Below are 19,893 nucleotides of genomic sequence, written 5' to 3' on the forward strand. Positions count from 1 at the left end.
CCTTTTACTCAAAAATCAGTGTAATCCTTTTACGAAGTCCGCTGCGTTTTTCATATCTTCTTCATTCGGATGGTCTTTAGCAATACCTCCAACCAGTTTAAATGGTCCGAATGTGTCATACCCTTTACAGCCAAATTTTCCAACCACACTGGCATGTCTTTTATCCAAAATCTGCTCTATGGTTTTATAATTCGCACTCCCGCCATAAGTACAGATCAGAAATATCTTTTTGTCGTCCGGTAGATTCTTCTCTGCAAATTCCAATATCGACTGATGAAACTTTGAAAAATAGATTCCTGATGCAAACCCAATCATATCATAACTGCTCAGGTCTGCATCTGGCTGTTTCACAGCATCAATCAAATCCACCTGACATTCTTCTGCAATCCTCTTTACTAATTTTTCTGTATTTCCATGATGCACAGATGCGTATACTATCGCTGTTCTCATTTTTCTTCCTTTCTGTCTGCTCCGTCAATCAGGTCATAGCTCATATCCAAAAAGTCCAATATCTTCGCTTCACTGACTGAACCATCCAGTAAAATCGTGACCCAGTGCTGTTTATTCATATGGTATCCTGGTAAAAATCCATAAGTCTGAATAATCATGCTGGTCATTTCTGGATCGCACTTTACATCCATGATTTCAACCAGATCATTTCCCTCTAATCCCAGTTTCGATTTTTCAACCGTCATGATCACTGCATACCATTTCCCATTTTTATGTCGAAGTACTGCACTGTCCGATAGTTTACTCCATAAATATTCCGGCATTGTGCCATACTGTTTCTGCACATATTCAAAAATTTCTTCTTTCTTCACAATCTATTCAACTCCTGATTTTTCTGATATCCTGCCCATAATCATACCACATTTTCGTATCCCATACTACCTGCCAAATTCTTTTGCATTTTTCCGGTTCTCCTGACTTTAACTAATAGAGGGGTAAAACAGCAAGGACAGGAAGTGAGGATACACTTCCGGGAAATCCCAATTTAGGGAACCCTGCCCTAAATTGAAAAAAGCTGAAAGCAACGATACTACTACCTTCTCAGAAAGGAGAACACGCCAATGGCTGAAAGAAAGAGAAGCAAAGAAATCCATTTCTATGTCACAGAAGAAGAACGGAAGCTTATCCGCAGAAAGATGATTGAATCAAAGACCAAAAACATGGGAGCTTATCTTCGCAAAATGGCAATCGACGGTTACATCGTCAACACAGATACCACTCCACTGAAGAAACAGTATGAGGAAATGCACAAGATTGGTGTAAATATCAACCAGATTGCAAAAAAGGTAAATACCACCGGAGATCTATATCCGGAAGAAATGCAAGAATTGAAAGAGATGGTGAAAGAATTATGGCGTATCTTAAGATCTTCCCCATTAAAGTAACAGACAAGAAAGCTCTGGACTACATCACAAATCCAGATAAAACAGAAGAAAAACTGTTAGTTTCCAGTTTTGGCTGTTCCCCGGAAACTGCAGATCTTGAATTTTCTATGACTAGAGAAATGGCAAAAAAGAATGGAATGGATAAAGGTGATAACCTGGCATTTCATCTGATCCAGTCGTTCAAACCTGGAGAAGTTGATGCCGAAACAGCCCATCGCTTAGGACAGCAATTCGCAGATGAAGTACTAAAAGGAAAATATGAGTATGTGATCAGCACCCACGTTGACAAAAATCATATTCACAATCACATCATCTTCAACGCTGCAAGCTTTGTTGATCATCACAAGTATGTTTCCAATAAGCGGAGCTACCATAAACTCTGCCGGATCAGTAATCGTATCTGCCATGAAAACGGACTTACCACCAGTATGCCAATCGGAGAAAAAGGCAAAAGCTATAAAGAGAACATGGAATATCATCGTGGCACCAGTTGGAAAGCCAAGCTACGTGTTGCGGTTGATAAGGCAATCTGGGTTTCCATCAACTATGAGGAATTTCTGCAAAAGATGCAGTTAGCCGGATATGAAATCCGCCAAGGAAAGCACCTGTCCTTCCGTGCACCAGAGCAGAAAAACTTCACTTATATGAAATCTCTCGGAAGCTATTATTCCGAAGAAAATGTTCGCATCCGCCTGGCAAAAAATCGTAGCAAAGTAAAAGCTCCAAAGCATCTGTCCAGAGAAGCCCGCCTGTATATCAATATCTCCACGTATGTTACAACCGGCAATCGAGAAGGATTTGAACGATGGGCAAAGCTCAATAATTTGAAAGAGGCGGCCCGCACCTTCAACTATCTTTCCGAAAATAACTTGCTGAATTATGACGATTTCAGGCAGCATGTATCTGACATTGAAGCTTCTGTGAAAGTTGCCGACCAAAGAATAGCACAAATCAACAGTGAACTGAGCACGCAGAAAGTCATTCAGAAACACTGTGATTCTTATCGGCTTTGCCGTAAAGTAATTGAAGATTGTAAATCTGCTAAAAATCCAAAAGCATACCGCACCAAACATCAGGCAGAATACCAGCTCCACGATTCACTAAAAAAAGAGCTTCAGGATCTCGGCGTTACCAAAATCCCAAGCCCTAATAAAGTCCAAAAGCTGATTGAAAATCTTGAATCTGAACAGGCTGCTACTGTCCGGGAAAAACAGGAATTGCAGAAAAAGCAGAAAACCTTGGAAATCATTCAGCAAAATTTCTCTGTGCTGCTCGATGCTCCGGAAATCAATTCAGACTTACTTCCGGCAAAACGGGAATCCGTTTCTGTCACAAGAGGTCAATAAGATTGCACTGCAACTCACTCATTTTCTTCCCAAGGTTTCAGACCCATTTCCTCCCAGGTGACACCATACGGTGCACCTCCGGAGGTATAACCGGCAATAAAGAAAAATCTGTCATCTTGCAAGATTTCTTCTTTAGCCAGATTATCTCTTGTTTCTTTTTTCTGTCTTGCTCGCCTCTGCTGCTTCTTTTGTTTCGCAAAAGCTGCTTTTCCCTGATATGCTTTCGTGTACTCCATACAGTAGAACGCAGCCTGCCGGTCTGCGGCAAGCTGCGCTCCCGCAGCGATGTTTCCATCGGCCAGTCCTCCCCGCATCAGGTTCAGCACCGCACGGAGCACGACGGGAAAGAGTGTTGCTTTTTCCCCCTTATCGCCTTGTTGTAGCAGGAACAGTCCTCTTCCTTCGTTGAATACCGCACGCCTCCATCTATCGCCCTGTCAAAAGGTGCCGGCAGATCCATCCCAATCTGCCAGCTGTCAAATAATCTGGTATTTGCCATACGTTTCTGTTTCCTCCAATCTTTTATTTCCTACAATCCCTTGTAATTCTTTCGGCCGCTTCTTTGAAAAATCTCTCTTCCAGGTTCCTTACCGTACAATACAATTCGGGTAAAAGGTATTTGGGTTCTCCACTTTTCCACATTCCAATCCATTATATAAATATATTCGATCAAAGGTTGTTCTTGTCTTCCCTCCTTTTGCCAGCCTGAACATAAAAAAAGACACCAAAAAACAATTCTTTGCTTTTTGATGTCTTTTCTGTCTTTTCAGGCTGATGCCCGAATCAATATTACAGAAGTCCGAACAGACTTCTCCTGTACTTTTCGCACAATCTACTTTCAAATCCCGGACCTCTCCAGAATGAAATTTCTTATTCAGGATATTTCCCAAATAAAATTATTTACGCAATTATCATAGCACTGTATTTTGTTTGCGTCAACATTTCAATCACAATATATAGATAATATCTGTTGATTAGATGCAAATTTCTGTGCTAAATAATTCATTCAAGTTATGCTGTATCATTGCTCTGTTTTTCAACCGAAGCTTTCAATTTCTGAAAAGTCTCTTCGCTGATTGCATGTTCTATCCGACAGGCATCCCTTTCTGCGGTTTCCCGATCAACCCCGACAGCTACAAGCTGCTCCGTAAAGAACTGATGCCGTTCATAAATTTTCTCAGCAACCTCCCGCCCGTCTTCGGTCAGATGGAGATATCCATCTTCATCCACGGTCAGAAAACCGCCATTCTTTAACACACCTACTGCATGGCTGATACTCGGTTTACTGAATCCCATGTGTCGGGCAAGGTCAACGGAGCGAACCATGCCTTTTTCCTTTTGCAATACAAGGACTGCTTCCAAATAATCCTCGCCCGACGCATAAATCTTCATTGCCGCCTCCTTTACTGTGCCAGTTTCCAGCCGATAGCTTCCTGCCTTTCGGATACGAAGTCCGCATACAGACCCTTCTGCTGGATCAGTTCTGCATGAGTGCCGCGCTGAACGATATGGGAATCATCCAATACCAATATCTGATCCGCACCCCGGACGGTTTTCAGGCGGTGGGCGATCATAATAATAGTCTTGTCGTGCGTCAATTCCGCAATCGCCCGCTGCAATTCTTCTTCATTTTCCGGGTCAACGCTGCTTGTGGCTTCATCCAGAATGATAATCGGGGCGTCTTTCAATATGGCGCGGGCAATGGAAATACGCTGCTTCTCACCACCGGACAGGGTTCCTCCGCCTTCCCCGATCACCGTATCATACCCGTCGGTCAGGGCGGAAATAAATTCATGGCAGCAAGCCTTTTTCGCCGCCTCTACCACCTGTTCGTGCGTGGCATCCGGGCAGCCGAATTTGATGTTGTTCTCAATCGAATCGGCAAACAGATACACGTTCTGAAATACCATGCCGATATTCTTCATCAGGCTGTCCAGTTTAAAATCCCGGACATCTTTGCCGCCAACCGTAATTCTCCCGGCGTCTACATCCCAAAATCGGGCAATCAGGTTGCACATAGTCGTCTTGCCAGAACCGGACGGGCCGACAATGGCAGTGGTCGTTCCGGCAGGGATCGTAAAGCTGACATGATCCAGAATTTTTCGGTCTGCATAGGAAAAGTCCACATTATCAAATATAATTTCCGAGGATGCCGGAACCACATCTGCGCCCTTTTCATCCATGACCGGCGTATCGTCAATAGAGTTTGCCGTATCCATAGAAGCCGCCAGCATTTGCAGCAGGGAGGCCATGTTTCCGGCGTTTTCCAGATCATTGAACACCATAAAGGAAGCGATCACCAAAATCACGCCATAGGCCAATGACAGGGAACCGTTCAGCCAGAAGTAAATGGAGGCCAGGAGCAGCAAAACACTGAACACCCGGACAACAACCTGTTTCAGGGCATCATAGGGGACACTGGCTTTTGTCAGTTTCAAATTGTCCCGGCAGCTTGCCTTGATTGCGCTGTCAATGGACTGTGTGCTGTCCTTCTCCATACCGAAGGCTTTCACGATCCCCATCCCCTGGATATACTCCAGGACGGATTCCACAAGGCTTTCCTGTGTATGCTGCCGCACTCCGCTTAAGCGCTCAGATTTGCGGAGCGCCAGTTCCGCCGCTGCAAGATAAAGCAGGACGCCGACTGCGGCAATCAGACCGATCCGCCAGTCAAAAACCACCAAAACGATGACAAGCGCCACCGAATTGAAAAATCCGCCCAACACAGATACCAGCACACGCGCCGCCGAATTTTCCACATCCCCTAACGTGGTGGTAACGATAGCGGTAATGTTCCCGATACTGTTCTTGTTAAAATATCCCATCGGGATGTAACGCAGCCGGTCTCCGATGTGGATACGCTTTTCCGCCACCATACAGTAGCCGGTTTCCGTCTGCTCCATCGTGGAGAAATAGGTCGTGATGATCCTTCCAACCAGGGAAACAGCCATGATGCCCAAAGAAATCCAGATAAACCGGCTGTCCCGGTTATCGGATACCAACGCCTCCACCACGATAAAGAGGGCGGCAAACTGTAAAGCCGCAAACAGGCCGGAGAGGAACGCAAACAGCAGGGATTTTTTCAGCAGTCCCTCTTTGCTGCCAGCAAACGCAAAAATTTTTTTCAATGTTCCATACATTTGACAACACCCCCTTACATATGATCCTTTGCGCCGATATGCGCCTGCCACATATCCCGGTAAAGGGGACAGGTTTCCAGTAACTTATCATGCGTTCCCCGGGCATGGATAGTTCCATCCTTGACCACCACAATATTGTCCGCACCGATAATGGTAGACAGGCGATGGGCAATCACGATCAGCGTTTTACCCACTGTCAGGGCAGAGATTGCTTTCTGCACAACTGCCTCATTCTCTGGATCGATATATGCTGTCGCCTCGTCCAAAATGACCACAGGGGCGTCCTTCAGCATGGCGCGGGCAATGGCGATTCTCTGTCGCTCACCGCCGGAAAGATGGGAACCGGCGCTGCCGACAACGGTATCATACCCTTGATCCAACTTGCGGATAAAGGTGTTACAGCCACTTTGTTTTGCTGCCTGCTCCACCTCCGCATCTGTGGCGTCCGGCCTGCCCATGCGGATATTTTCCCGGATGCTGCGGTTAAACAGGTAATTATCCTGCGATACATAGGAAATCTGGGCGACAATTTCAGACAGCGGTATCTCCTTCAGTTCATGGCCGCCCAGGGTAATACTACCGGACGTAACATCCCAATACCCAGCGATCAGCTTCGCCACGGTAGATTTTCCGGAACCGGACGGTCCTACAAGGGCGGTCATGGTTCCCGGCTGAATGGAAAGGCTCACATCATGCAGCACCTCAGTTTCCCCATCATAGGAAAAGGAAACATGGTCGAGTCCGATACTGGTATCTGCCAGATTTACTGGCGTATCTTTATGGTTCAGTTCTTCCGCGTTCAATAGCTGGCTGATTTCCTCCACATTGGTTCCCAGTACAGCCAGGTCATCCGTAAAGGTAAAGACGGACATGATCGGTCCCACAAGCCCCAGGGAGAAAATCACAATGGAGAGGAACGCAGATAATTCCAGGCTGTCGGACAGCCAGAAGGCAAACCCACAGGGCAGCACACAGATCAGCACTGAGGGAAGGATCGCATTGTAGGCACTCATGGTTTTCTGGTTTTCCCGCATCCATTCCACATAGTAATTCGCATTGTAATTCACGGCGTCCGAATATTTCTTGTAGGAACCGGCTGACTGGCTGAACGCCTTGACGACTTCAATCCCGCCGATATATTCCACAATGGCATTCGCCATATCTTTTCCGGCTTTGACCGCACCCTCCCATTTCTTTGGGTAACTCATCATACCGACAGACATTACGGCAAGACCGACTACCAGCGTAACAAGGGACAACAGCGCCATGCGCCAGTCCATAATGAAAAGATACACGACAATTACCACCGGAACCAGGATGTTTGCGGTCATCTCCGGGATGAGATGTGCAAACGTGGATTCCATCCCTTCTACCCGGTCAACAATCGTTGTTTTATACTGACCGGACGGAGTATCCAGGATCGTTCCCATCGGAACGCGGGCCAGTTTCCCTGTCAGCCTCTCCCGGATATCCCGCAGCGTGTAATAGGCCGCTGTATGGGAAATAGTCGTTGACAGACTGGAAAACAGCACTTTCCCCAGGTAGCCGCAAAGTGCGACCATGCAAGCTGTCACATAACGGGAAAAATCCTGCTCCCCGTCCAACATCATTGTGACGATATGCGCCACACAGAAATAAGGCACCATCTGACAAGCAACACCCAAAACCGCAAGGACGACACTGCCGATGAATTTTCCGTGATACGGTTTGCCCCATCCCAATAAAACACTTATTGGCGACGCTTTCTTTTCTTCCTTCATTTTTCAGATACCCCCTTTATGAAGTATTCTCTTATTTTTCTGAGGCCATCTTCATCCATTCCGTACTGGTCAATAATCGAACCATCCTCAAAATGAATGATGTCCGTACAGCAATCTAAAATCAGTTCCAGGTCATGGGTAATGACATACACAGTGATTCCGGCATCCCTGACCTGCCGTAATACATTTGCAACCTCTTTCATATGCCTGTAATCAAGGCCGCTGGTCGGTTCATCAAAAAACAGGATCGAGCGTTTTGAAGCGATTACCGAAGCAATCGCAACCCTTTGTTTCTGGCCACCGGACAGGGACATGGGATGCCTGTCCTTAAAATCCAGTAAATCTAACCGACTTAGGATTTCTTCTGCCCGCTTCTGGTTTGCTTCCTCCATACTGATCAGCACTTCATCAAGGACCGACTCGGTGAAAAGCTGATGATTTACCTCCTGCATGACCATATAGCAGGTATTCAGCCGGTCTTTCGGACGGTATTTCTTTCCGTTCCAGACAATCTCCCCACAGCGCTTCTCCAAGCCACAGAAACAGCGTGAAAAAGTGGATTTCCCGGCGCCGTTATTCCCGATAATTCCAACGATCCGGTTCGTAGGGATTTCACAATCCATGATATGTAAGGTTTCCGGTTCGTTTTTATAGGCAAAGTGGAAATTACGAAGCGCAAGGGCGGTCTTTTCCTGCTGCGGTAAAACCGGAGGCAGGAGACGCTCCAAAGCAAACGTGCGCAGTCCCATATCGGAACGCTGCTGCTCCGTGAGCTGCTCAAATTCTGCCGCAGAATAATCATGACTCACCTGCCCGTCTGCCAGATAGATAAACCGATCCGCTAGACCGCGAAGATAATAAAGTCGATGTTCCGATACAATGATTGTTTTCCCCTGCGATTTCCAAAACGCAAGAATCTTTCTCAAATCAAGGATGGAAGCCGCATCCAGGTTAGATGAGGGTTCGTCCATAACGAGAACATCCGGTTCCATAATGGATACCCCGGCACAGGCAATCTTTTGTTTCTCCCCGCCAGATAAGTGGAAGATATTACGATCCATCAGCTTCTCCAGCCGGAAGTCCCGAACCGTTTTTGCCAACCGTTCCCGGATGTCTTTTTCTGGCTGTCCAAGATTTTCGCAGCCAAATGTAATTTCACTGGTGGTATCCACATTGAAAAACTGGGACCGGGGATTTTGAAACACGCTGCCCACAACTGCAGCTGTATCGTAAAGGGGCTGTTCGGAAACCTTGGCTCCATTTACCCATACTTCTCCCGTCATCTTTCCCTCATAATAATGTGGGATCAGTCCATTAATCAGGCGGGTGACCGTAGTTTTTCCACACCCACTTTCACCGCAAAGGACAACAAACTGACCATCCTCTATATTTAGATCAATATCCCGAACACCGCCGGTATTTTCATTCTCTTCTCCATAAGAAAATGAAATATGGTCAATCTTTATCATAAGCTCACCCCCTTAAAAAGAAAAATACTGTCCCAGCAAAAACAGAGCGAAACATATAGCACAGAGCAGGATCGCAATCATGTCCTGAACATGAAAACCAATCTGACATACGTTAGTCCGTTTGACCGGAGCGCCAAGCCCCCGCGTCAGTGCAGCGGCGGAAAGTTCATCTCCAATTTTCACAACAGACACCATCAGCGGTACAAGACGGTATTCCACCATCAAAAATGGATTTTTCCCTCCAAACCGGATACCCCTCATTTTCATTGCATCACTGATTGCCTGGTATTCTTCGCTGATCGTAGGGAAAAAGCGAAAAATAACAGACAAAGGGATGACGATTTTCTCTGTCAGGTGCATACGTTCCATCGAACCGATAAACTCACTGACTGAGGTGGAGGAAAGCAGCCAGGCCCCCGTCATAATACCAGGGGCAAACCGCGTCATAATGGATGTCATCGCCAAAACCACAAAGGACAGCAGATCGCTTAATGTCGTCAGCGCTATGCGTTCCAGTGCAAAGCAGGCGAGATATAAAAGCAGGTACTTGCCTGCCGTTTTGAAACGGCGTTCCGACAGGATCAGCACAAAGGGGATTAGGCTTAACACAGGTTTTACAAAATTCATAATCCCTTCGTTGCTGGTGCTGAACATCAATGTAGTAACCGTCAACAGCAAAATCAACTTCGTACGCGGGTCGAGCCGGATTCCTTTCCTTTTGTCCGTTGTGGTGGAAAAGGATACCCCCTCCATTATGCGATGCCCGCTTTCGCAAAATGTTTTTTCAGAAGCGTTTTTCCAAGCAGTCCGCCCAAAATGGCAAAGACAAAAATCCCGGCAACCACAAGGATAATGCTCCACATCGGCATAACCGCCATTACCCGATCGGCATATTTTTCCCCGAAGCTGGCGGCAAAGCTTGCCCAGGAGTCCTCGACCATAAAATACATCGGAATATATGTACCTACCATCCACAGGCTAAATACAGCATAACCAAGGATGCTTTTCTTTGCGCTTTTATAGTCGCCGGATTTCAAAATGAGATCCCCAAGCAGGCCGAAAATCAGTCCCATAGGAACACCCCAAAACCCCATGCCGGTAAGTCCCATCAGCAGACCGCTCAAAACACCCATGATTGTAACCATGCCAAATTTCTTAACCCTTGTGAGGAACAGCATGAAAGGGATACCGGTAATCAGCGACCACAGGCTTCCGAGAACAGGAAGAAAGATCGGGACAAACCCAATCGGAATGGCGACACAGCAGCCAATGACAAAGTAAAGAACCGTGAACAGACCAAGGTTAATGAGGTCTTTTGCTTGTAACTTGTTATTCATGATGAATACCTCCACATTCATTTTACAGTTAGCATCTTCTAACCTTTTTTTATAGAATAGCATAGTACCGACTGATTCTCTACAACCAATCATCTTTTTAGCTCCAAACAGCACCGAGTTTTTCTGTTGACTGACTTTGACTGTGATCTTATAATAGAAGTGCAAGGCTCAAACAGAGCGGTTAACAGACCAAATGACAGGAGTTAGAAAATGAAGATAGATGAAATTATCAAGAAAAGCATTGAAATTCCAGGTATATCTATAAAACGAGGCGAATTTAGCGCAGAACTCATTCTAAAGGAGAGAGACGGGAAAGGTTCCATGACTTTTTTCCCTCTGTTCCCAGGAGTTACATTGGCTTATATTTTTGTGAACTCTCCTGCCTGGACAGCCCCAGACTTTCACGATAATGGCTCCATGGAAACAGGACCATTACTCTTAAATTACTGTGTAACAGGGCGATGCGAACTCATCCTGAATAACGGGAACTTTGTGTATGTGAAAGATGGGGAGATATCCTTAACCGAACGATTCGCCAGACAGCAATACGTTTATCCCCGCCGAATCTATGAAGGAATTGAGTTTTTTGTGGATATGGATACCGTAAATGCTCAAAGCTTCTGGGTAGAGGCTGAATTTGATATTGATTTCCACAGACTCAGAGATCTTTACTGCCCGGATGGGGGTACTTATATTGCGTCGGTTACGACTGAGATAGAAGAAGTCTTAAAAAAGCTGTGGTCATTACTGGATATTTCTGTTCCGCTGGCAATCCCACAAATGAAAATCTATACCCTTGCCCTGTTTTCACTGCTTCAAAATCTGAAAGAAATACCACCTTCCCAATCCTGCACATTCTTCACAGAAACACAGGTAGACATTGCAAAACGTGTGGAAAAAATCATCACTTCTGATCTGCGCCAACACCATCCTGCGTGGGAACTGGCTGCACAGTTTTCCGTCAGTGAAACCAGCCTGAAGAACTACTTTCGCGGAGTTTATGGTCAAAATATATCAATTTATTTACGTGAAATTCGTATGCAACGAGCTGCTGAATTACTCACTACTACAAACTTATCTGTATCGGAAATTGCAGAACAAGTTGGTTATTTGAATCAAAGCAAGTTTTCTTCGGCATTTAAGAAGCAGTTCAACGCTTCGCCATTAGAATTTAAGCGCCGCAAAAATTTAGAGAGAAATACTTCCAACTGACGGGTTCTAACATTTTTCACAATAAATATTTTTATTAGAAACTCATGACAAATGAAGTCAGAGTCATTTCTTATATTATAGGAAGTGACTCTGATTATTATAATTTATAAAAGTACCTATAAATTTTGCATAAGCTTTAATCAATTATTCCTTCTTCAATAGTTTCTTCTTTCCATTGCTCTTTATTCTTAATATACGCATAATATTTATATATAAGTTCATATGTCATGGGTTTAATTTCTAGATTCATTTTTTTTAATTCAGAGCGTAAGTTTTCTGTTGAAAATTCTATCTGTCTTTCTTGTTTCCAATATTTATCATCAAAAAAATCAAGAAATAACGTTATAGGCAAATCATCTCTATTATTCGCAATTTCTATCCATTCGTTTTTTTCTAAAGGTTGCAAGCAAATCCCTATCCTATCTACAATATCTACAGCATCTTGAAAGCTAATCTCTTTCGTATTTATAACATGATATGTCTTGCCATATTGATCTTCTATTTGGGATATTCCTACCACAATTTTCGCGACATCATCTATCGCAATCGGCGCTATGCTTCCTTTAATATCAGGATATACTCCTAGAATTAAACAACTTTTTATTATTCTAAAAATAAAGTCTCCATCATTACATACTCCTGTTTCCGAATCCCCAACAACATGCCCCAATCTGTAAACCATTACAGGGATTCCACATTCTTTTGCTTTCCATATCAGTCCCTCTGCAACCCATTTACTTTGTGTATAACCAATAGGTAAAATACCCGGATCAGAAATATCATCATTTTCCATAATTATATTATCGTTTGTTCTAAATTTTGAAAAAATTGATATTGTGGAAATATAAAATATTGCTTTTATTTTCTTATATCCTGCAAACCGTATTATTTCTTTTGTTCCATTTACATTTATATTCTTTAATTCATAGTAATCGCTCAAAAAATGTACCTTTGCTCCATTATGATAAATACAATCAACTTTTTCAGCTAATTTCTCATAAACATCCATGTCCATTCCCAGATTAGGTTCTCCCAAATCGCCTAAAACGATATGAACTCTTGCTTCTTCATAAAGTGACATATTAATTTTATTTAATACTCCTTCTAATCTGTCCTGTGCAGCTTCCATTGATTTCGCCCTTATCAAGCAATATATTTCCATATTAGTTTGCCTTAATATTTCTTTCAACAGATAGTTTCCTAAATTTCCTGTTGCTCCCGTCAATAGACATACTTCTTTTTTTATTGGCACACTCTTTCCTTTTAAATCTATATCCAATTTTACTTCCATCTCTAATTCTTTTGATGTCAACCCTGCTTTTAAGCAACCATTTAAAATTTCATATATGGCATTACTTAGTTTTTCTACTGTAGGATAAGAAAAAATATATGAAAATGGTATATCTATGGAATTATCAAATAATTTTTTTATTTCCCCAACTATCCGAATTGCATTTAAACTATTTCCTCCTATCAGAAAATAATTTTCATTTATTTTCAAATCCTTTCCCAGTTCTTCGCTCCATATTTTTTTTATTTCATCTTGTAATTCATATACAGTATACTTGTTTTTTCTCATATGGCTTTTATTGTTTCTCCTACTATTATCATTATATGTTCTACATAAATAATCCTTAATTTAAAGCCCCTTAATACAAATTGGCGGAAATTTATCGGGATAAATATCATGTGTAGGTCCTATACATGTGCCAATATCATTCCATAACTTACATAAATTCAATTGGTATTGTATAAACTGTCGATCACATTTTTCTTTAATTATAGTAATAAATTCATCAAAGGCATTGGCTATTCCCTCCGGCCATATATTCTCATATATGTCTTGATATGTGTATTGAAGGCATTCTTCGTTTAACACTTCACTTACTTTTTGTTTTGAATACTCATTGTCTCCAAACAGCTCTAGTATATTATCTTTCTTAGGGATAAAATATCGCGGTTCCCACAGTACAGCTCCTATGGAATTATCCATAACTAATTGACCGCTTTTTGTAAAAACTACGATTCTATGAAATAATAATGCATAATTGTCTGAGTCTTGCGAAACCATTCTATTTTCAACTTTCAATATCAACGGAATTTCGTTTATGCTCCCTTCCAGTATTGTTAATATTCCATTTTTTTCTCCTGTCTTATATACTTTACATGGTGTAATCCCTCCCAACATTTTCCCTATAATGTCCAAAAGAGGATACAATACTTGTATACTACATTCTGCTTCTACTAAAATCGGATCCGCCAAATGAAGAATTTTATTTGCATATCTAATAGCTGCCATACCAGACGGTAGCTTTGAATAAAAATTATTAATATAATAATGGCATTTATTCGCTATTGCTATTGCATACAATTCCTTCGCATCTGTAAAATGAACTGGTTGCTCTTGAATCACGTTTATTCCTTTTTTTAAACACTCTTTAGCAATTTCCGTTCCTTTTCCACCAGTAATAGATGATTTTACAGCCACACATACAATATCTACTTCACTGCTACTTATTTGTGAAACATTTGTATATAATGGAACGCCATTACTTTCTGCACACTTTCTAGATTGTTGACTCCCTTTTGATAATATCCCAACCAACTTACATTTTGTAGTTTTTCTTGTGATACCTTCTATATATATTCTTCCAAAGTTTGTCCCACAAACTATAACCCGATAAAATTTATTTTCCATATTTAATTTCATCCTATCTACTTTGTTTAATATAATTCATAATCTTAATCAAAGAGAATAAAGTAAACATCTATAGTTGTATTTACTTTATTCTCTTTTTTGTTTATTTTATTAACTTGGCCACTTCACGCACATATGGTTCTTTAAGACAGCTAATATGTTCCCCTGGAATATAATCTACAGTTAATTGTCCTAACACAATGTTTTCCCACAAACTTTTATTGGTAATATTTCTAACAGGGAAAAAATGCTTCGTATCATCTTCCACAAACATTGCTTGTACATCTCCTACATATACCGAAGGTTCATAGTGCATGATTCCTTTGAAACTGTGTCGAAACAGAAGAAACAACATTTTAAACATACTTACATTATCCGCATCAATTTTCTCATCACCAGAAACATTCTCATATATTTTTTTTAGCCTTTCTTCTTGTGATAATTTATTTAATTTTCTAAAACTCATGCCCAAAATTTCATATTCTCCATGTAATGCACATAGATCTCCTATCGATATACCTTTATCCCCATTTTCCTCTTTGTATGTCTCTAGTGCTTTTTGTAGCAAATCATTACTCCCCAAATATCCGGCTTTTTCTATATCCGCTCCTATAGACAGTCCAAATGCCCTTTCAAGAAGCAGTTCATTATCATAATTATGACCGCACAGACTTGAGCTGATTGTAATTACTCTGCTTACATTTTTCCCTTTCTCAACCAGAATTCTTGCCGTTTCCAAAGCCAACCATCCGCCAACACAATAACCAATTAAAATATACTCTTCTGCTGGATGCTCTTCTAAAATGTCTGCATATACTTTCGCAGTTTCGATGATCAAACTATCCGTATCTCTCTCCAAATATTTATCAAAACTCCCAAAATTGAAGCCACATAGCAGATCACAAGGAGCACTGATATTTGCTAAATATGGAAGAAGTTCTTTATAGGAACTTAATGTTCCTGTTCCAGCATGAAAAAGTACTCTTGCCTTTTTACAATCTCCCTCCGCATCTTTGAACGTAATAAATGGAGAAATTTCTGGGACATTCTCCTTTTTTTCACTTTTTGTCACAAAATTATTTTGTAATTTTTCGGCAATTCCTCTTATAGTTGCATTTTTCATCATCTCCATCATTAAAGCATCCCATTTCCAGTTTTTTGCTTCCGGTAAGTTTTGAATCATTTTACTAATCGCTTGTGCAATGAGTAATGAATCACCACCTATCGAATAGAAATCATCATTTCGTCCTATGTTCTGACAACCGATAACTTCACACCATATTCTCTCAATTCGCTTTTCCAAGTCATCAATGCATTCTTCTTTTTTCTCTGTTTGATTAGAATTGTTTTTTTGTAAATACAATTTTTTCCTATCAATTTTGCCATTATTAGTCATTGGCAACTCTCTTAACTGAACTATTCTATTCGGAATCATATATGTAGGAATTTTCCCTTTTAAATATTCTTTTATTTCTCTTATATTTAATTCACTTTCCGACGAAAATTGAATTCCCATCAATACTTGTCCAGCAGGATATAAAATGTCGTTTTTTTCAGGATATGACATAAAAATATTACCCTCCATAGTTTTGATAATGCGTTGCCACTCATCAAAATTTATAAATATACTTTCACTTATTTTACGCCCATCCTCATATTTAACAGCCGCTTCTGCGAACTCAAACTCCACAGATGTCATCAGTGCATATCTTTTTCTTACTTCTTCTATAATAAATAAACTACCTTCATTATGAAGCATTTCTTTTAGATTATTGAGACTTTTTTTAATATCAACAGCATTATGCAAAACATTTCCACATAATATAATATCAAATTTCTCATTTTCAAATCCTTGTTCCCAATTCGATTTATTAATATCATATATTTTGTATCGAATCCAATCATTATATTGTGAAAAAATCACTTTTGCCTTATTGAAAAAGAAATTAGATATATCTGTAAAATAATATTCTACATTACATGACTGTATTTTACTTAATAATTCTATGCTACTACCTCCAACTCCAGCTCCAACCTCCAAAATTCTTATTTTCTTTTTCTTTTGCTGTTTTATAATCTCTAATACTTCGTTGTGAAGTATTCTGTTAATAGATCTATTAACAATATTATCTTTATATGCAGCATATGCTATATCAAAATTTCCTTGAGGGAACAACAACTCATTCGGATGCATTACTCCTGTAATTAACTCTTTGAGATGCATGGAGGACTCATGTATATACTCCATCAATACGTCACTATATTGAATCTTCTTATCTACTAATTTCCACTCTTCCTCTGCTTTTTCTGCAATATTAGTACTATATATCTCTTCAATATAAAATCCTTCTTTATCCAAATGAAGATATTTGTTTTCTTTTAAAGCCATCAACCATCGCATAAGTAGCTGCTCATATTTCGGTATTACATTTAAAATACCTTTAATTTGTTCGAAGGAGTATCGCTTTTCAACATCCTCAAATACTTTTTCATTTACCAAAAAGCGTAAGATATACATCAAGGCTGTTTTATCTGCTTTTTCAATCCATTCTTGAAATTCCTTTCTTGTAAATTGAAATTTAAATTCTTTCTCCTCATCAATTATTTTTTTCTCTATTACCTTTTTTTCTTGCTTGCCTTTATTTCCTAGAATGTAAGCAGTTAAACTACCCTCATTACTTTTTACAACTACTGCATTTTCTATTCCCGGGTATCTCTTTAATGCATTTTCTATTTCGCCTAACTCCACTCTGTATCCATTAATTTTTACTTGTGTATCTTTTCTTCCTACAAATTCAATTACCCCATCTTCCCTATATAAACCCAAATCACCCGTTTTATATACTCTTTCCTCAATTTCAGTAATAAATTGAAATTTTTGATCTGAGAGAGTTACATCATTCATATATCCTTTCGCAAGACTCTTTCCAGCTATACAAATCTCTCCTATAACATAATCAAGGCAAGGCAAATTCTTTTCATTCAAAATATAAAATCTTTGATTAGATAAAGGAATTCCATAAGGTATATTTTTATCCGTACTTTTTACTCTATCCGTTGGATAATATATGGACCAAATGCCCCCTTCCGTAGCTCCGCCCAAACTAATACATTGAACATTTGGCATTTTTTGATGAATTTTTTCAACTAATTTAACTGGAATCCAATCCCCTGATAGCAAAATTAAGCGCAATGTATCCAGCTTGTACTCGGTAGTCTGTAAATAAGCCATATACATTTCCATTTGCGCCGGAACCAAATTAAGCACTGTTACACCATGTTCCTGACATAGTTTAAACCAAAAGGAAACTTTTTCCTTTTCTGTTTCTGATGGTAAAATCAATGTTGCCCCAACAAAAAATGTCGCAAAAATATCAAATACAGATAAATCAAAGTATAAATTTGAAATTCCGAATATTCTATCTTTCTCTGAAATATTAAATTTCTTGCACATATCCATAATTGTATTCATCGCTGCGGCATGACTCATCTCTACTCCTTTTGGAATTCCTGTACTTCCAGATGTAAAAATACAGTATGCCGTTGACTGTGGATCAATATACTTATATTTTATATCCCATACGTTGTTAAGCATTTCCGCATTTAGCAATATACTTTTTTCATCTTTCCAGCATGTTTGTTCATCACATATATTCAATTTTATATTAGCTTGAATCATTATTTGTTGTATCCGTTCAGCTGGTTGCGTAATATCAATTGGCACATATACTGCTCCAACTGACATTACCGCAACCACTGACGCAACTTGCCATACACCTTTTTCAAGCAAAATGCCTATTTTATCCTCTTCCTCTACATTTTTTTCTATTAATCGCTGTTGAATTGCACTTACATATTTTAGAAGATCGCTATATGAATATTTCTCTTTCTGATAAATAAGCGCAGTATTATAAGGTGTATTCCTACATCTCGTAAAAAAACCATCAACTAAAGATTTCTCATCAAAAGGGGTATTGGTATCATTAACTCTTGCCCGTATTTCTTTTGTTCTATCGCTTATCCCTACTTCTAAAATTTTTTCAAAAAAATCCTCGTCGCTTATGCTTTTATTAATTAGCTGGATGAATGATGCAAACATTTCATCAATTAATCCTTTTGGAAATACCCCATCTCTTATATCCCAATTAATCAATATTCCATTTATTTGTTTACTGATTTGGCAATCTATAATAACCTGAGGCGTTTCACTTATTTTATATAATAATTGTCTCTTACTTAATGTGCTGTCTTCACTTTCGCCCCCTATTGTACTTGTAAAAACATACGGGAAAAGATTTTCTTTTCCTTTTCTTTTTAGTTCCCGCAAAACTGCTATTCCAGTAAAGCTATCATGTGCTAAATTTTCAAATAAATTGCTTTGTACCTTCTCTACTTGTGCGTTTACTTTTCCCTCAAACGTTCCATCGAATTCAAATAACGATGTTGTTGTAAAATCCCCTACTATTCTCTGAATATCCTCATGAATACTTGGTCGTTGTAGGGTTGTAATATTAACTGTAAATTGACTATTTCTTGACCAATTGTTTAATGTTGCACAATACAAATACAAAAGCAATGCTGTCGGAGTAAAATTTAATTTCTCACATTTACTCACCAAATATTGCCACTTTTTAGGATCAACTGTATATTCTTTACATATGAAAGTTCCTTTCCTTATAATCTCCGGTTCCTCTCTTGTATACAGCTCCGGTTTTCCAGGAAAAACATCAACCTTATTCAGCCAATATTTTTCATCCTCATAATATTTGATTAAAAAATTTATATCCTCTTTCTGATTCTGATTATATATTATATAATCTCTGAAATTCAGTGTTAGCTTTTCCATTTTTTGATTATTGTACAATTTCTCCAAATCACTAATAATCAAATCTATACTAACAAAATCTCCAATTAACATATCCAATGACAAGCATAAAATGCTCGCATTGTCATGGATGAACAGACATAAATCAAACAAAATATCCTTCTCTGGATCATATTGTTTAAATTGCATTTCTTCCCTCTTGGCAAGTATTTTATGTTTTATTTTTTCTTTCTCCCAGCCTCTTATATCGTAAATTTGGACAGGTGCATTAAATATGTATGGTAAAAATCTTTGCTCGCCTTCTTTCGAAAATTGAACTCTTAGCATTTCATGTCTTTCAATAAGTTTTTTTACAGCATCTCGAAAAATAATCTCATCTGTAAATTCAGTTAAAAACTCAGCATAAACTTTACAACCTATTCCACCATAAAGATACCCCTGATTTCTTCCAAGCAGATATGCTGTCTGAATATCTGTAAGCGGAAATGGCTTGTATTTTTGATCTTCGCTAGATTGAATTTTTTTTCTCTCTTTTCTGTTTAAGTATTCTATAATTGCGTCTTTATTTACTTTTATATTTTGTTTTAGTTTTTCATCGAAAACGCCGACTGGACTTCTAAAATGCAATTTCCCATTTTCAATCCATAATTGTATTTTTCTTTTAGCGCATTCTTCAATAATACTTTTTAGTTCCATCTTTTCACCCTGCCTT

15 protein-coding genes are annotated in these 19,893 nt (G+C 39.7%); 3 read left to right on the plus strand and 12 right to left on the minus strand.

Annotated elements, in window-relative coordinates:
* Window positions 1-15 precede the first annotated feature (15 nt).
* Together LI126_RS11350 and LI126_RS11355 are read right to left on the minus strand one after the other, a co-directional pair.
* Window positions 16-450: a flavodoxin family protein gene (locus tag LI126_RS11350; protein WP_024720755.1), complete on the minus strand. Its 435-nt coding sequence runs from the start codon at window positions 448-450 to the stop codon at window positions 16-18.
* Window positions 447-821 carry an MmcQ/YjbR family DNA-binding protein gene (locus LI126_RS11355; RefSeq protein ID WP_054752903.1) on the minus strand — a complete coding sequence of 125 codons (375 nt, stop codon included), beginning with the start codon at window positions 819-821 and terminating at the stop codon, window positions 447-449. The genes LI126_RS11350 and LI126_RS11355 overlap by 4 nt, the downstream gene beginning before the upstream one ends.
* Before the next feature lie 249 nt (window positions 822-1,070).
* Between LI126_RS11355 and LI126_RS11360 the strand changes: the two genes are divergently transcribed.
* Both LI126_RS11360 and LI126_RS11365 read left to right on the plus strand, forming a co-directional pair.
* Window positions 1,071-1,394 (plus strand): MobC family plasmid mobilization relaxosome protein, encoded by a 324-nt coding sequence (locus tag LI126_RS11360; protein WP_005344262.1) that lies wholly within the window; start codon window positions 1,071-1,073, stop codon window positions 1,392-1,394.
* Window positions 1,361-2,740, plus strand: coding sequence for a relaxase/mobilization nuclease domain-containing protein (locus tag LI126_RS11365; RefSeq protein WP_227165415.1), 1,380 nt, complete (start codon window positions 1,361-1,363; stop codon window positions 2,738-2,740). The genes LI126_RS11360 and LI126_RS11365 overlap by 34 nt, the downstream gene beginning before the upstream one ends.
* Before the next feature lie 14 nt (window positions 2,741-2,754).
* Here the strand turns inward: LI126_RS11365 and LI126_RS11370 are convergent, their stop codons facing one another.
* From LI126_RS11370 to LI126_RS11400, 7 genes are all read right to left on the minus strand, one after another.
* Window positions 2,755-3,054, minus strand: a complete 300-nt coding sequence (locus tag LI126_RS11370; protein ID WP_227165416.1) for a hypothetical protein — start codon at window positions 3,052-3,054, stop codon at window positions 2,755-2,757.
* Window positions 3,055-3,751: 697 nt separating this feature from the next.
* Entirely contained in the window at window positions 3,752-4,132 is a 381-nt protein-coding gene (locus LI126_RS11375) for a metal-dependent transcriptional regulator (protein WP_024720760.1), read from the minus strand.
* 11 nt (window positions 4,133-4,143) lie between these two features.
* The gene (locus LI126_RS11380; protein ID WP_024720761.1) at window positions 4,144-5,880 is read right to left on the minus strand and encodes an ABC transporter ATP-binding protein; all 1,737 of its coding nucleotides are present in this window, start codon (window positions 5,878-5,880) and stop codon (window positions 4,144-4,146) included.
* A 14-nt stretch (window positions 5,881-5,894) separates the two neighbouring features.
* Complete coding sequence (locus tag LI126_RS11385; RefSeq protein WP_024720762.1) at window positions 5,895-7,640, minus strand: ABC transporter ATP-binding protein; 1,746 nt, start codon at window positions 7,638-7,640, stop codon at window positions 5,895-5,897.
* Entirely contained in the window at window positions 7,637-9,109 is a 1,473-nt protein-coding gene (locus tag LI126_RS11390; RefSeq protein ID WP_024720763.1) for an ABC transporter ATP-binding protein, read from the minus strand. The genes LI126_RS11385 and LI126_RS11390 overlap by 4 nt, the downstream gene beginning before the upstream one ends.
* 12 nt (window positions 9,110-9,121) lie before the next feature.
* Entirely contained in the window at window positions 9,122-9,862 is a 741-nt protein-coding gene (locus LI126_RS11395) for an energy-coupling factor transporter transmembrane component T (RefSeq protein ID WP_117576637.1), read from the minus strand.
* Window positions 9,862-10,446 (minus strand): MptD family putative ECF transporter S component, encoded by a 585-nt coding sequence (locus tag LI126_RS11400; RefSeq protein WP_024720765.1) that lies wholly within the window; start codon window positions 10,444-10,446, stop codon window positions 9,862-9,864. The genes LI126_RS11395 and LI126_RS11400 overlap by 1 nt, the downstream gene beginning before the upstream one ends.
* A gap of 210 nt (window positions 10,447-10,656) precedes the next feature.
* Here LI126_RS11400 and LI126_RS11405 point away from each other — a divergent pair, with 210 nt between their 5' ends.
* A complete protein-coding gene (locus tag LI126_RS11405) occupies window positions 10,657-11,658 on the plus strand; it encodes a helix-turn-helix domain-containing protein (RefSeq protein ID WP_117576638.1) in 1,002 nt (333 codons plus the stop codon).
* A gap of 136 nt (window positions 11,659-11,794) precedes the next feature.
* On the opposite strand, the gene LI126_RS11410 is transcribed toward LI126_RS11405, so the two are convergent.
* The 3 genes from LI126_RS11410 to LI126_RS11420 all read right to left on the minus strand — a co-directional run bounded on the left by LI126_RS11410 (window position 11,795) and on the right by LI126_RS11420 (window position 19,877).
* On the minus strand, window positions 11,795-13,237 hold the full coding sequence (locus LI126_RS11410; protein WP_024720767.1) for a thioester reductase domain-containing protein: 1,443 nt from the start codon (window positions 13,235-13,237) through the stop codon (window positions 11,795-11,797).
* Between the two features lie 60 nt (window positions 13,238-13,297).
* Window positions 13,298-14,356 (minus strand): Gfo/Idh/MocA family oxidoreductase, encoded by a 1,059-nt coding sequence (locus LI126_RS11415; protein ID WP_024720768.1) that lies wholly within the window; start codon window positions 14,354-14,356, stop codon window positions 13,298-13,300.
* Between the two features lie 103 nt (window positions 14,357-14,459).
* On the minus strand, window positions 14,460-19,877 hold the full coding sequence (locus tag LI126_RS11420; RefSeq protein WP_227165417.1) for a non-ribosomal peptide synthetase: 5,418 nt from the start codon (window positions 19,875-19,877) through the stop codon (window positions 14,460-14,462).
* Window positions 19,878-19,893 lie beyond the last annotated feature (16 nt).

It is taken from the genome of Mediterraneibacter sp. 210702-DFI.5.30, assembly GCF_020560115.1.
GTDB classification, from domain to species: domain Bacteria; phylum Bacillota; class Clostridia; order Lachnospirales; family Lachnospiraceae; genus Mediterraneibacter; species Mediterraneibacter faecis.

Bases quoted from the DNA above. Each gene is read 5' to 3' on its own strand.
- LI126_RS11365 (WP_227165415.1), top strand. From the start codon at position 1,361: ATGGCGTATCTTAAGATCTTCCCCATTAAAGTAACAGACAAGAAAGCT.
- LI126_RS11375 (WP_024720760.1), bottom strand. From the start codon at position 4,132: ATGAAGATTTATGCGTCGGGCGAGGATTATTTGGAAGCAGTCCTTGTA.
- LI126_RS11405 (WP_117576638.1), top strand. From the start codon at position 10,657: ATGAAGATAGATGAAATTATCAAGAAAAGCATTGAAATTCCAGGTATA.
- LI126_RS11385 (WP_024720762.1), bottom strand. From the start codon at position 7,640: ATGAAGGAAGAAAAGAAAGCGTCGCCAATAAGTGTTTTATTGGGATGG.
- LI126_RS11370 (WP_227165416.1), bottom strand. From the start codon at position 3,054: ATGCGGGGAGGACTGGCCGATGGAAACATCGCTGCGGGAGCGCAGCTT.
- LI126_RS11360 (WP_005344262.1), top strand. From the start codon at position 1,071: ATGGCTGAAAGAAAGAGAAGCAAAGAAATCCATTTCTATGTCACAGAA.
- LI126_RS11420 (WP_227165417.1), bottom strand. From the start codon at position 19,877: ATGGAACTAAAAAGTATTATTGAAGAATGCGCTAAAAGAAAAATACAA.
- LI126_RS11400 (WP_024720765.1), bottom strand. From the start codon at position 10,446: ATGAATAACAAGTTACAAGCAAAAGACCTCATTAACCTTGGTCTGTTC.
- LI126_RS11380 (WP_024720761.1), bottom strand. From the start codon at position 5,880: ATGTATGGAACATTGAAAAAAATTTTTGCGTTTGCTGGCAGCAAAGAG.
- LI126_RS11410 (WP_024720767.1), bottom strand. From the start codon at position 13,237: ATGAGAAAAAACAAGTATACTGTATATGAATTACAAGATGAAATAAAA.
- LI126_RS11415 (WP_024720768.1), bottom strand. From the start codon at position 14,356: ATGGAAAATAAATTTTATCGGGTTATAGTTTGTGGGACAAACTTTGGA.
- LI126_RS11350 (WP_024720755.1), bottom strand. From the start codon at position 450: ATGAGAACAGCGATAGTATACGCATCTGTGCATCATGGAAATACAGAA.
- LI126_RS11395 (WP_117576637.1), bottom strand. From the start codon at position 9,862: ATGGAGGGGGTATCCTTTTCCACCACAACGGACAAAAGGAAAGGAATC.
- LI126_RS11390 (WP_024720763.1), bottom strand. From the start codon at position 9,109: ATGATAAAGATTGACCATATTTCATTTTCTTATGGAGAAGAGAATGAA.